We start from the raw sequence: 13,498 nt of genomic DNA on the forward strand, positions 1-13,498 counted from the left end.
CTAACTATACATTTAATAAGCTTTTTGTAACCCCAATAATATGCTGCATTCTCATAAAATCTAAATGTAATACTTCTTTTCCTCGCTTAGTAATTACATACACTTTTCTTCGTTTATCTTCACTTTGTACTGATTGTATTAATTGTTGCTTCAATAAATTTTCAACCGCACCGTAAAGTGTACCAGCCGCAATCTTCACTTGATGATTACTAAGTTCCTCAACCTTTTGCATAATTAAATACCCATGGGCCGGCTCTAATAAAGCTAAAAGAACGTAATACGTTGTTTCCGTTAATGGTAAATTTTTATCTCTATTCATAAAGACCTCCGATGTAACGATAACTATATAGTTAAACTATACAGTTCAACTATATAGTTTAATTTTATACAGTTGAACTGTATATGTCAAATTCAGATATAAAAAAACAACCTAGATCCCTTACATGGATCTAGGTTGTTTTTAATATGTAAACGTAATCGTCACCAAAGAATATCCTTCTTTTGCATTATACGGCTCCGCCTTATATGACACTCGATTGGCTCCTTTTGGATAACTGATTTCTCCAATTGCCTTTTTCACATCTTGCAATGCACCGTCCATTGATTGCTTATAAAGAACTTCAATCTTTTCTGGTTTTGCACTATAGCGCTGCTGCATTTTATTTTTCAATTCATTATAATTATTTGCAACGTACTCATTTCCTAAATAATTTAGTTTTGTATCTTTTAATATTTGTTCATATGCAACTGTTTTAGAGCTACCCGCTGCAATTTTATTTGTAAGTGTATCATAATAATTTGTAGTAGCCTGTGGGTATTCCCCACGGTTCCACTCGTGATTTCTTGCAATTTGTTCATCCGATAAGTTGAAATAAGAATACGTTACTCGTCCTTGTTCATCCGGTATTGGATCATCGAATGTTGTATCAAGGTGGTACCATTTATTATCGATTTTAACTAAATTCCAAGCATGAGGTTGTCCGTCTCCAGTTCCTACTACAAAATGATTCTCAATTCCAGCTTCTTTTAACAATTGATAGGTTAATAGTGCGTAACCTTGGCAAACGGCAGAACGATTCACTAACGCCTCATATGCCGTATACGCTTTATAAGACGTATCATAAGAAACATGCTTCACTACGTAATCATGAATCGCCTTCACTTTTTCGTGATCATCCATTCCCACTTGAATAATAGAGGAAACGATCGCTTTTGCTTGTTTCATTACATATTCCGTTTGTTCTTTCGTTTCACGATATGTAATCTTTAACGTAAACATATAATTTCCAGGTGATCCAGAAAGTGAATATGAAACATTCGATCTATTATAATTTGTATACTCATTTTTATTTGCAACTTCTTTATATGCGTTAAAAAGTGTATTCATCACTTCTTCTGTATTACTATTTTTCGTTTGATACGGAAGTGTAATGTTCGTTTCGTATGTATTAATACGCTTTTGTACTTCATCTTTAAACGTCGTTAATAAAGCAGCATCTCCTGTACTTTTCACATCAGAGTTTTTATATTCCAAAGCTTTATATAAAAACTGTGCATATTGTTCACGTGTTACTGTAGTATACGGCCCAAACTTCCCTTCTCCTGTACCTGCTGCAATCCCGTTTGACTGCACCGCACTAATCGCGTTTTCTGCCCAAAAACCATTTGGAACATCGTTAAATGTATGTTTTTTCGTTGCAGAGACTTGAAAAGCAATTGTAAGAATTTGTGCCATTTCCGCACGACTAACAGAATCTTTCGGTCTAAAACCGCCATTTCCATCACCTTTAAAAATCCCTAATTTCGTTAACGTTAAAACCTCTTCAGGAAACAGTGTAGAACCTGAGCGAATATCACGATAAGGATTGTTTAAAGTAGATCCATCTTTTAATACATAACGAGTTCCATCATTACTAAACGAACCGCCTTGCTTATTCGGTACTAACACTCGATAAACTAAAGCCGCAACTTGCTCTCTCGTCGCAACATCACCAAAACCAAACTTCCCATTTCCATAACCTGAAATAATATTTTTACTCGCTAAATCTTTAATCGCAGGATAGGACCAGTGCGATGTTGGCACATCAGAAAAAGTGCCTGCTTCAGCAGCTTTAATCTCATCTACATTTGTATATAATAAAGCACCACCAATAAGTGATAATGATGTAATTGATTTTAATAGTTTTGTATACATAATGCCTTCTCCCAATACGTCTTCTATTTTTGTTATTTTTTGTCGAAAAATCTAAATGAATATGACAAAACACATTATACAATTAAAACTTTTCGGAGGATATACTAAATTTCAAAACATGCAAAAACTCATATTACTATAGATATTCATATTGATATTATGCTATTTTACTTGCGAATATATAAATGTAAAACGAATTGTTATAGCAGGAATTCAAAGTCTTCGTCATGCTTCACGCACCTTGAAATGTATTGAAACTGTTTACGCTTTATATAAACGAAACCGCAGTCTGGGACTAGACTGCGGTTTTTCGACACACGATGAATTACAGAAATCACCAAGAGTTGCATAATCTTTCATTGTAATTAGCTTAACTTTTTATTTACTAAGAAACTTTGCAACAGAACCTAGTAAAGTCTCAAAAAGCAACTTATTATCAATCAATATTTAGTAAAAACATACTAATACTTTAGAATTTCTTTAATTTTCATTATTTTTTATTTAAGGTTATCCTTTATATTTATAATGTGTTTATTTGAATTTATCGTATTGAAGCGGATTTTCACATGACTATGAGCCATTCGGAAAATGGAAAAAATAAGATCCCCATTAAATTAATTACACTATTCTTTTGCATCTTTTATCTATTTATGTTAATTATTATGCAGCTAAGAAAAGTACAATTTATCGATAGATAGATATATATATATAAGAATGTAGTTAACAAACGAGAGAATGCGACAATTAATATTACAGTTCTGTGCGGGAAAACCTTGGTAAATTCAAAGTCATTCATACGACAATTGAGATTGGGAGCGTAATTACGGAAATGGTATCATATGAAAACGATGGAGAGTGAAAATAAAATGAATTTAGTGAACTTACGTCCTAAACAGCGGTCTAAGTATCGCATTCTACTAGGGACATGGTATTACTCTACAAAGAGGTACATTCAGTGGTTAACAGACGGAAAAACATATGCAAAAACGTTTCAACAAGAAAAGTTACCCTGTACAGCGATTCAGCACCGAACGATACTACTTCGTAAGCTCAAAGATGTAGATATGTGGTATCAACAGAATAAAGTTGTTAATTTGAAGATTGCTATTAAACAACTAAATGGTATCGTCATTAAACCGGGAGAAACATTCTCTTACTGGCGTTTAATAGGTAAGCCTACGAGGAGAAAAGGGTATGTAGAAGGTATGATACTACACTATGGATCTTTTCAAGCAGGCATTGGAGGAGGGCTTTGTCAGCTTTCAAATTTAATATATTGGATGACCTTACATACACCATTGACAGTAACAGAGCGATATCGTCATAGTTTTGATGTCTTTCCTGATTCCAAGCGGACCCAACCATTTGGAAGCGGAGCGACTTGTTCTTATAACTATCTGGATTTACAAATCAAAAATGAAACAGACCAATCATATCAACTTCACCTTTATATTACAGATAAGCATTTAGTCGGTGAATGGAGAGTTGCCTATCCGCAGCTTTATCAATATGAAGTTTATGAAAAAGAACACTCAATCCAATCTGCATACTGGGGTGGTTATATACGACATAATGTTATTCAACGTAGAGTATATAATCAACAGAAACAGTTTATAGAAGACCAATATGTAACGGAGAATCACGCTATAATGATGTACGAACCACTATTGGCTTATAATAATGAGGAAAGTGAGTGACTTATCATTGCTTACAATCAAGTCTGATAAGTATTTTGTAATTATATGTAACATGCGCTCATCTCTTAATATTTGATAGTCTATATATTTTTTTACTATAGTCTCTTTCACTTTAAAAGAATAGGCAATTCTCTAGCAATATCATTTCTCGTTTTTAGTGAAAATGTAGTTTATATCTTCCTTTCCAATGAACTGGTTCCTAAACTAAACTGCCCCGTTTCCACAACAAGAAGAGAGCTGTCCATAAGTCGGTTTCATCGACTTATCGGACAGCTCCTCTTAGTTTCACCTTATTCTATCGATGAATCCAAACTGCACCTGCAGACTTGTCTTCAGCTTGACCTACTACTTCAAACTTTAATCCTAGTTTCGGCAACTTACGTCCTGCATCTGGAATCGCGCTGTTGATGTACTGCTTAGAGTCATCAAATTTTGCAACACCTGGTAATCCTTTATAGTCAAAGATACCGCGAGTTGGCGAATCTACTCTCCATGCTGGCGTTTGATCAAATGAGAATGCCGCATCGGCGATTTGGTAACGCGTACTGCTCTTCACAGTCGGTTGTCCGTTTAATGTCCCTACGATTGCCTCTGGATGAGAATCTACTACTCCTAGGAATCCTTCACCTGGATGAACGCCTACCCAGTTATCTGTAAAGCTTTGATCCGCATACCATACAACCATTCCTGTATTAAATACTGGGCCACGCGCATGTTGTAACGCGGTGTCAGAACCAGCGTAATTTCTCCACTCTAAATAGTAGTTATGTTTTTTCTGTTCAAATCCGTTAGACACAGTAAAACCTTTTAACGTCATTGCTGGTTGGCCTTCTGCATCATCCGAGAATACAACTTTTCCATCTACAGTTAATGCTGCATTATCTAACGCAAACCCTTTATAAGCTACTGCAACATCTGTTAAATACTCAAATTGCAGTTTTACTTTTTTCCCTTTGAATTGGCTTAAATCGTATGATTTATCAACCCACTTACCATCCGTTGTATCCATACCGCCTTTTACATCTTTTTCGCCCATTCTATCAATACGTGTCTTCGTTCCATCTTCCGTAATCGCATTTACGTCAAGGAAATCATACTTCGCTTCAAGTTCGTAGAATGCCTTATAATCGAACTTAGCATCTTTTGCATTTGTTAAGTCAAATACTGATGTTTCAAGTGTTGTATGAATGTCATTTCCTTTTGTACTGTAATAAAACTTCTTACCAAATGCCGATTCGATATTTTTTATATCTTTGTCCGGCAAGTTAACACGAACGATTCCTGGTCGTTTTGATTTTGTAACACTTTGATCTAAATATGTTGCAGCACCGATTCCTGTGCGAAGTTTATCATAATCTACCTCAACGATATTCGCCCAGTTACCATTCATATTCTTTTGGAAAAACTCTTTATTTTGTGGTGAGAAACTTGTTGGTTCTGTTCCTGCAATTTTTCCAGCCCAGCTGCCGCCGCTCATAATAGACCATGACTCAATAGGTTCACCTTGTCCGGAGTACTTTGTATCATACTCATCTGGTAAACCTAAATCATGACCATACTCATGCGCAAACACACCAACCGCTCCATCTTCAGGCTCGATTGTATAATCGTATGCAGCCATCTTTCCGCCCCAATTCGGAACAGAAGATTTTGTGCCATCAATCGCATACGGTTTTGATCCAAGTTTTGAACGATGAGACCAAATCGCATCATCTTTCAATTTACCACCGCCAGCTTCTTGCCCCACGCCAGCATGTACAACCATTAAATGATCAATAATGCCATCTGGCTCGTTTTTATTTCCATCACCATTTTGATCGTACTGATCATATTGATCATAGTCTGCTAAATTTATCCCTTTTGCTACCGCTGCTTTTAATGCTTCTTTCACAAGATCGCGTGGCCCTAAAGGACCCTTGTTATCATGACCAGTTCCCGCATCCGCACCATAATCTGAAGCTTTTCCTGGAACAGTAAGCCATTCCGTTACAGTTCCATCAACTGTGTAGCTGCCACCAGATTGTTCTTCATAATATTGTTTAAATGTGTTAATCTTCGATCCATCAAATAACGTAAATGGTTCATCACCAAATAACATTTTTTGATAATGTTCACGATTAAAGTCCTTAGAATACATGTATCCTGGCTCTTGATCAATATTGTTATGCTTAAAATCGCTAAATTCTACGAGTAAAACAAGTACTTTATCTTTTCGAACAGCTCCATTGTAATCAGCTTGCTTCGCTGGTGTAGTAGGCACTTTTCCATTTAATTGTCTAGGATTCAATCCTGCATCTTGTCCAGCTACTGGTCCTGCTGCCGGCTGCTGCGCCTGTTCATTTTCCTTCATTTTTGCATCTTTTACTTTTTTCATAAAATCAGAAGCTTCTTGCGTAAGACTATCTCCTGTCATGATTTCTTTCCCAGGGTTTTCCCCTTTCTTTTTCTCAACATATTTTTCAACAGCCTTTGATGTCTCAGCTTGTGATGCAGATTGATCAATTACGCCCCGTTGTTTTAGCGCTTCTGCCAAACGCTCATCCGGTATTAAATGCTCATCTATTGGTAGAGATGATGTTGGTGTCTCAGCATACGCTGCATGACTTCCAAAAGCAAAACTACTACTTAATACCGCCGCTGTTGCTAATACCGATAAAGGTTTTAACTTCTTATTCTTTTTCAATGCATTTCCTCCCCAGTGTCTGCAAATTATCGTTTTTTTGTCGATAACAACATAATATTTGTTATAATACGAATATTCAATATTTTTCAACATAAGAAATGTTGAGAAATATTTTTTTATGCAGGGTGAAATACGTAGGATAGCAAAATACAAAGGTTCTGCTGGTTTATGCTTTTTTCAAATTTTGCACATAACCATAAAGTGGGATCACTCGTTCTTTTATCTTGATGGCGATGGAATAACGCTGGGAAAGAAAATACAACATAAAAACAGCCCAAGTTCCTCATTGGAACTTGGGCTGTTTTTTTAATATGAACTGATACTTTTCGTTCTTATGCACAAACCATAAAGACCTTGTAAGTAATCTCTTAAACTTGGACATACTGATACTATTACTTTAACAAAGGTTTGCACCAGAACCTTATTTTTTAATCAACATTATTTAACTGACTCTACTTGTTTTTCTAATTCTATTCCAAGGAATTTAGCAAGCTCGAGCATACCAAATTGATTAGCTACAGACTCTGCGTCAGAATTATAGTTTGTGTTCGTATTAATATCATACGTATAAATTGTTCCATCCGAACTGCGAATAAATTCAATACCAGCAACAGTAATTTCGTTTTCTTTCAAAAATTCCTTGTATTGTTCAATAATTGGCTCATGGAAGTCCGATATAATTTCAAATTTTGTTGAAGCCTCTTTCTTACTCTCTTCTCCTACTGGGCAAAAAGCATCGTGAATAGAGCACGCATCTGCTGGACAAAGTTCAAACCCTTCTGATGTATCTACTTTAACTGCATATACAAACTGACCGCCTACAAACTCACATCGTGTAATATATGATTCAGGTGCTTCAATATACTGCTGGATTAAAGTAATTCCATCAATAGGCTCTTCAAACGTCGGACCATCCAAATATTGTTCTAAAGCCTCAATGGAATGAAAAAGTTGAACACCAAGGCCTTTACCTGCCCGGTTATGCTTTGTGATGAATGGTACTTCCCCTAACTCCCTTGCTGCTTTTATTATATTATCACGACCAACAGCACCAATTGTTTTCGGCACTTGTATCCCAAAATTCCTTAGTGCTGTATATTGATTCAATTTACTTACTTCAAGTCGTAATGCACGAGACCCATTAAATACTGTTCGCCCGTGTCCCTCTAACCAAGAAAGAACCCCCTCAGTCAACTCGGGTGCGTATCGATGCCCTCTTGTATGCGAAGAAGCACTCATACGGCTATAAAAAACACCTTGGGGAGGTTCTTGTTCTAACGAAATCGTTCCTTCATCCAAAAACCATTCCTCATAAGGTAACTCTAGTTCTTCCAACCGTTTCACCAAATGATCCGTCCATTCCTTATTCTCATGTAATATGTAAATTTTACTCATTTGTAATCAATTCCTTTCTTTTCAATTCAACTAATGGCATCACCTTTTCAGAAAATCGTTTCATTTCTTCAAGCTGTGGCGAAAATTGCAAAAGTAATAATGTAACGCCCACTTTTTCAAAGGCAAGTATTCTTTCTGCAATTTGTTCTGGTGTTCCAATTAGGTTCGGACGTAATCCACGATTAGATACGGAGTAATCATTCAGCTTCACTTGCTGTTCCAACTGTGATTTACTAATAAAGTCTTGATAACCCGCATAACCTAAAGCACCGTCTTTCACATCCGTTATTCGTCTCCATTCTTCTAAGGCCTCTTCTTCTGTATCACGACAAATGACGTACGCCGCGAGCCCGAATGACTGCAATGGCTCCCCTGTTACTTTTTTTCTACGATTCTTCATATCTTCTATTTTCACACATACCTCTTCCACTGTTCCCCCATGCATTACATATGCATCCGCGTGTTTTACAATTACCTCTTTCCCTCGCTCACTCTCACCACCTGCATAAATCTTAACTCCTTGTTTCTGCACAGGTTTTGGATTTAAATGTGTATTATGAACCTCATAAAAGTTCCCCTCATAAGAAAATACTTCTTCCTTCCAAAGCTCTCTCAAAATTGTTACAAATTCCTCTGTTCGATCATACCTTTCATCATGTGCGGTAAATACCCCACCATACTGCCTCGCTTCTTCTTCCCACCATGCTGAAACTACATTCAATGTAAAACGGCCATTACTTAATTGATCGATATTCGCTGCCATTTTCGCTGTAACTGCTGGATTGTGGAAGCCAGGTCTTACAGCTGTCATTATCTCTAATCGATCCGTTACTGCAGCAAGTGCCGCCGCGGTTGTCCATGCTTCTAAACTTGGTGCTGAAACACCTTTTATATCATTTAAGTTTAATTCTGCAATAAGCGTGGTCGAAAAACCTAATCGCTCTGCCGCTTGCGCTGTTTGTTTTGCGTACTCAAACGTAGGTGGCATAGATTCATCATCTATATTTCGAAGCCATCCCCCAAAAATCGGTAACCAAAAGCCATACTCCACTACATATTCCCCCTTAACCTTTTAGTCATAAAAAAAGCTACTCTTATTGAAATAAGAGTAGCTTTCTTTACTAAGTGAACCGCTCTTATCTTTCAGGTGTTTTTTCACCTGCAGGATTTGGCACCTTTCGTCTAATACGAGGTTGCCGAAGTTTCATAGGGCCCGTCCCTCCACTTCTCAACATAAGAATTGTTTGGTTTTCATTTATTATAATCATCAGAATAATAAAAATCAATCATTTAATACTTATTTTTCCGATAAAGATTAAATGATATATAGAAAAATCATATAATCATAGAGCTTCATAGGGGTATTATGCTGCTTTGCTTGCAAATATATGTGGAAGGAAAATACAATCATCCCTACACAGCATATTTCACAAAGTTTTAAAAAGGGGTATGTTGTATCATGTCGAAAACATCATTTATAACCAAGTTGCTTTACTTCTATCGTAAAAGAAATAGAGAATACGCAAAAATAAATATGAACCTAAAGAGGTGTTAGTAACATGAAAAATAAAAGATGTGAGAATTGTGGTTCTACTACATTTAAAGAAAGAAGAGTTGGATCTGCTTATCATGCGTATGTTTGTGAGGATACGGCTAGCTCACTCTTCACAGTGGGGAAGCGTTCTAAACTATTAACAACATTCTGCTTAGAGTGCGGTGATGTAAAATCATTTAGAGTGGAAAAACCGGAAATATTTAAAGAATAAAATATACCGAAGAAACTTTTGCCTGCATTGTTAAAAAGATTAAGGGGAAGTCCTCTTAATTTAGGCCCCTTTAAATAATTTCAATTACTATTCTTACCACCCTCCCCCATTTCACGGAGAGCATCTAGCGAAATTATATATCAATCAACTATAAAAACCCCCTCCACCTTAAGGTAGAAGGGATCTTCTAATTTCTATTTCAAACTACCAGAAATCTCCGTAAAGATAACTCCAAGTGCATGTGCACCTGCATCTGGATATCCTAAACTTCTTTCACCAACTGTACCGGCGCGGCCCATGCGAGCGACGATTTCTTTCGTATATTCCGCTCCCTTAACCGCTGCTTCTGCTCCTTTTTCAAAGGCAGTTTTCACGTCTACTCCGTTTGAAGAGCTGTCAATCCAAGAATCTACACAAGGAGCAAGTGCATCAACAAGTGTTTTGTCACCAACTACCGCTCCTCTACCGAATGATCTTTCACCGATAGATTGTATACCTTGAAGTGCCGCTTGCAACATTTCAGCGAACTCTTCAACTGTTAGCTCACGTTTTTCGCCGGCAGCTTTACTTGCTGCGCGGAATGCTCCGCCCCAAATTGGACCAGAAGCGCCACCGCAATGTTCCATAATAATCATTGAACAACCGTCAAGGAACGACCCGATCGTTACATTCTCTTGTTCTAAAATAGAACTCCACTCACGTTTTAATTGCTTAAATCCTTTTGCAACACTCATTCCGAAATCGCCGTCTCCCGCATGTGTATCTAGCTCACAGAACGGTACTTCATTTTTAATAATAATGTCGCTCATTTTATCAACGAGATAAATCATGTTGTTTAATGTAATGACATTATCTTTAATAACAGCGTGCTCTTCCGCTGTCTCTAGTTCAAATGAAACTTCCTTCTCTTCTACATCTTCAAGCACATTCACGTACTCTACACTCTCAACTGGTCCATCTACTTTAAACGCTGGTGTATTACACTCTTTCGATAATAATGCTTTCAGTTCATCATCTAACTTCATTACCGTTAAAGACATACCTGCCATATCAATACTCGTCATATAATTACCGACGAACACTCTATTAATTTTAATGTTTCTAGCAGCTAATTCTCTCGTAACTGCATTGTTAAATAGGTACAGTTCTTGCAGTGGTGTGCCGCCAAAACCATTTACAAGAAGCGCGATTTCCTCGCCATCTTTTACTCCTAAATCTTTTATAAGATCATTTGTCATACGGTTAGCTAATTCATCTGCTGACATCATTTTTTCACGCTTAATACCTGGTTCACCGTGAATACCTACGCCGTATTCCATTTCATCTTCAGCAAGTGTAAAAGTAGGTGATCCACTTGCTGGAACTGTACAAGAAGTTAACGCTAAACCGATTGTGCGCACGTTAGCCGCTGCTTTTTCTGCGACAGCTTTCACCGCTCCTAAATCCATACCTGCTTCCGCTGCTGCACCGGCAATTTTATGCACTAAAATAACTCCCGCAACGCCGCGGCGTCCTACTGTATATAGGCTATCTTCTACCGCAATATCATCGTCCACTTTTACGTAGTCGACTTCAATTCCATCTTCAGTCGCTAAATGCGCCCCGTTTTTGAAATTCATAATATCGCCGCTGTAATTTTTAATAATTAATAACGTTCCTTTTTTACTAGCCGTCTCTTTAATTGCTTGATATACCTGAATTTGTGAAGGCGAAGCAAACACATCTCCGCACACTGCCGCATCTAACATTCCTTTTCCGACTAATCCTGCATGCGCTGGCTCATGACCACTACCGCCGCCACTAATTAACGTTACTTTATTCTCGTTCATTTCTTTCTTCTTAATGACTTTATATTTTTTCAAAAGCTCAAGCTCTGGATGAGCCATAACCATGCCGTTGCACATTTCCATTACTAATGTTTCTGGTTTGTTTATAATCTTTTTCATTGTGATTCTCCCTCAATTCCTTTAATATATTGTGATATATTTGAAATCTTCTTCTTACTACTCATGTTAAAATGAAAGCGTTTTATAGTAAACGGACAAAATGGACAATCTGTCTAAAGACACCGCTCTCATTTATGGATAGGATTTTTATATTAATAACATTCTAGGGATGATTCAGATGACCTCTTCTATAATTTCTAAAAAGATAATCGCGAACTCATTGAAATATTTAATGGAAACAGAGTCATTTCATAAAATATCAGTGAGCGATATTATGTTACACTGTCAAATGCGTAGGCAAACTTTTTATTATCATTTTAAAGATAAATTTGAACTATTAAGCTGGATTTATAGAGAAGAAACGAAAGAAAACATTATAGACTTTCTCGACTATGAGAAATGGGAAAATATTTTCGATTTATTATTTGATTACTTTTATGAAAATCAAAAATTTTACCGCAATGCTTTTAAAGTCATTGAACAAAACTCGTTTAATCACTATTTATTTGAGCATACGAAAAACTTATATATGAAGATTATTGATGAACTATCAATGAATTGCAGACTAACTCTTTCTAATGAAACGAAAAATACGATTGCCTCTTTTTATAGTCACGGCTTCGTTGGAACGATAAAAGATTGGATTGAAAGCAAATGTGAAGTAGATCCATCCATTATGTCTTCTCTCATGAAAAACATGATAAATAACCAATTACTACTTTTACTCGAGCAATCAGCAAACAAATCATAAGGTGGCAAGAACAATGAAAAAGATTATGAATGATGTAGAAAATATTGTTCAAGATATGCTGCATGGCTTTTATTTTGAACATAACGACAAAGTAAATTACGACGAAACACATAACATCATTTATGTAAAAGATATCGCAGAAATGAAGCAAAATGTTGTCATTATAAGCGGCGGTGGTAGCGGACATGAACCAGCTGATATTGGCTATGTAGGAAAAGGAATGCTTACAGCGGCAGTAAACGGAAACATCTTCACTCCGCCTACAGTCGAACAAATCGTCGCGGCAACTCGCCTCATTCCAAAAGACAAAAGTATTTTATTCATCATTAAAAACTTTAAAGACGACGTAGACAACTTTCTAGCAGCAGAACTAATCGCAAAAGAAGAAGGAAGACAAATTGACCACATCATCGTAAATGACGACGTTTCAATTGAAGATGATGCTTCCTTTAATAAAAGAAGACGCGGCGTTGCTGGCACCGTTTTTGTTCAAAAAATACTAGGTGCAGCCGCTCTTGAAGGCCATTCTTTAGAAGAACTAACAACACTCGGCCGTTCTATCACTGAAAACTTACACACATTAGGAGTCGCTCTTTCACCTGCGAATGACCCAGTAAAAGGAGAAGCTTCATTCACATTAAGCGACGACGAAGTATTTTATGGGGTCGGTATCCACGGCGAAAAAGGTTACCGTAAAGAAGCACTATCTTCTTCTGAAATATTAGCGATCGAACTTATGAATAAATTAAAAAGCATTTACCGCTGGAGAAAAGGTGACAACTTTGCGATCCTCATTAACGGATTAGGTGCGACACCATTAATGGAGCAATACATTTTCGCAAATGATATTCGTCGTTTATGCGAGCTGGAAGGCTTACAGATTAAATTCGTAAAGGTTGGTACTCTGCTCACATCTTTAGATATGAAGGGTGTTTCATTGAGTTTGCTGAAAATAGAGGATTTGGATTGGGAGAAGTGGTTGAAGTTAAATACTGAAGTGGCTAATTGGTAATCACTTCAGTACTTTCCACCAGAAATATTAATAAAAACAGCCACAATCTGTTTA

The 13,498-nt window shown here is 36.8% G+C and carries 10 protein-coding genes, 1 pseudogene and 1 riboswitch; of the genes and pseudogenes, 5 read left to right on the plus strand and 6 right to left on the minus strand.

Features of this window, described 5'->3' with window-relative positions; translation table 11 throughout:
• Window positions 1-4: 4 nt before the first annotated feature.
• On the minus strand, window positions 5-319 hold the full coding sequence (locus VK90_RS01660; protein WP_048369902.1) for a PadR family transcriptional regulator: 315 nt from the start codon (window positions 317-319) through the stop codon (window positions 5-7).
• Window positions 320-460: 141 nt separating this feature from the next.
• Complete coding sequence (locus VK90_RS01665) at window positions 461-2,194, minus strand: S-layer homology domain-containing protein (RefSeq protein ID WP_048369904.1); 1,734 nt, start codon at window positions 2,192-2,194, stop codon at window positions 461-463.
• A gap of 205 nt (window positions 2,195-2,399) precedes the next feature.
• On the opposite strand from VK90_RS01665, the pseudogene VK90_RS31325 reads away from it, so the two are divergent.
• A pseudogene (locus VK90_RS31325) lies at window positions 2,400-2,546 on the plus strand (IS6 family transposase); the annotation flags it as partial.
• A 514-nt stretch (window positions 2,547-3,060) separates the two neighbouring features.
• Window positions 3,061-3,891, plus strand: coding sequence for a VanW family protein (locus VK90_RS01670; protein WP_048369906.1), 831 nt, complete (start codon window positions 3,061-3,063; stop codon window positions 3,889-3,891).
• Between the two features lie 295 nt (window positions 3,892-4,186).
• Here the strand turns inward: VK90_RS01670 and VK90_RS01675 are convergent, their stop codons facing one another.
• From VK90_RS01675 to VK90_RS01685, 3 genes are all read right to left on the minus strand, one after another.
• The gene (locus VK90_RS01675; RefSeq protein ID WP_082147735.1) at window positions 4,187-6,574 is read right to left on the minus strand and encodes an immune inhibitor A domain-containing protein; all 2,388 of its coding nucleotides are present in this window, start codon (window positions 6,572-6,574) and stop codon (window positions 4,187-4,189) included.
• 438 nt (window positions 6,575-7,012) lie between these two features.
• On the minus strand, window positions 7,013-7,969 hold the full coding sequence (locus VK90_RS01680) for an ATP-grasp domain-containing protein (RefSeq protein WP_048369910.1): 957 nt from the start codon (window positions 7,967-7,969) through the stop codon (window positions 7,013-7,015).
• Window positions 7,962-9,020 carry an LLM class flavin-dependent oxidoreductase gene (locus VK90_RS01685; RefSeq protein WP_048369912.1) on the minus strand — a complete coding sequence of 353 codons (1,059 nt, stop codon included), beginning with the start codon at window positions 9,018-9,020 and terminating at the stop codon, window positions 7,962-7,964. Before VK90_RS01685 ends, VK90_RS01680 begins: the two co-directional genes overlap by 8 nt.
• An 82-nt stretch (window positions 9,021-9,102) precedes the next feature.
• Window positions 9,103-9,209: riboswitch (SAM riboswitch) on the minus strand.
• A gap of 319 nt (window positions 9,210-9,528) precedes the next feature.
• Between VK90_RS01685 and VK90_RS01690 the strand changes: the two genes are divergently transcribed.
• A complete protein-coding gene (locus VK90_RS01690) occupies window positions 9,529-9,735 on the plus strand; it encodes a hypothetical protein (RefSeq protein ID WP_048369914.1) in 207 nt (68 codons plus the stop codon).
• A 194-nt stretch (window positions 9,736-9,929) separates the two neighbouring features.
• Here the strand turns inward: VK90_RS01690 and dhaK are convergent, their stop codons facing one another.
• Window positions 9,930-11,681, minus strand: coding sequence for a dihydroxyacetone kinase subunit DhaK (gene dhaK, locus VK90_RS27905; RefSeq protein WP_048369916.1), 1,752 nt, complete (start codon window positions 11,679-11,681; stop codon window positions 9,930-9,932).
• Window positions 11,682-11,859: 178 nt separating this feature from the next.
• On the opposite strand from dhaK, the gene dhaS reads away from it, so the two are divergent.
• Window positions 11,860-12,432 (plus strand): dihydroxyacetone kinase transcriptional activator DhaS, encoded by a 573-nt coding sequence (gene dhaS / locus VK90_RS01700; RefSeq protein ID WP_048369921.1) that lies wholly within the window; start codon window positions 11,860-11,862, stop codon window positions 12,430-12,432.
• Between the two features lie 13 nt (window positions 12,433-12,445).
• A complete protein-coding gene (gene dhaQ / locus VK90_RS01705) occupies window positions 12,446-13,444 on the plus strand; it encodes a DhaKLM operon coactivator DhaQ (RefSeq protein ID WP_048369923.1) in 999 nt (332 codons plus the stop codon).
• The last annotated feature ends 54 nt before the right edge of the window (window positions 13,445-13,498 follow it).

The organism is Bacillus sp. LK2, assembly GCF_001043575.1.
GTDB classification, from domain to species: domain Bacteria; phylum Bacillota; class Bacilli; order Bacillales; family Bacillaceae_G; genus Bacillus_A; species Bacillus_A paramycoides.

What these genes read in the sequence shown, in the direction of transcription:
- VK90_RS01660 (WP_048369902.1), bottom strand. Translation starts at nt 319, where the DNA reads ATGAATAGAGATAAAAATTTACCATTAACGGAAACAACGTATTACGTT.
- VK90_RS01665 (WP_048369904.1), bottom strand. Translation starts at nt 2,194, where the DNA reads ATGTATACAAAACTATTAAAATCAATTACATCATTATCACTTATTGGT.
- VK90_RS01670 (WP_048369906.1), top strand. Translation starts at nt 3,061, where the DNA reads ATGAATTTAGTGAACTTACGTCCTAAACAGCGGTCTAAGTATCGCATT.
- VK90_RS01680 (WP_048369910.1), bottom strand. Translation starts at nt 7,969, where the DNA reads ATGAGTAAAATTTACATATTACATGAGAATAAGGAATGGACGGATCAT.
- VK90_RS01690 (WP_048369914.1), top strand. Translation starts at nt 9,529, where the DNA reads ATGAAAAATAAAAGATGTGAGAATTGTGGTTCTACTACATTTAAAGAA.
- dhaK (WP_048369916.1), bottom strand. Translation starts at nt 11,681, where the DNA reads ATGAAAAAGATTATAAACAAACCAGAAACATTAGTAATGGAAATGTGC.
- dhaS (WP_048369921.1), top strand. Translation starts at nt 11,860, where the DNA reads ATGACCTCTTCTATAATTTCTAAAAAGATAATCGCGAACTCATTGAAA.
- dhaQ (WP_048369923.1), top strand. Translation starts at nt 12,446, where the DNA reads ATGAAAAAGATTATGAATGATGTAGAAAATATTGTTCAAGATATGCTG.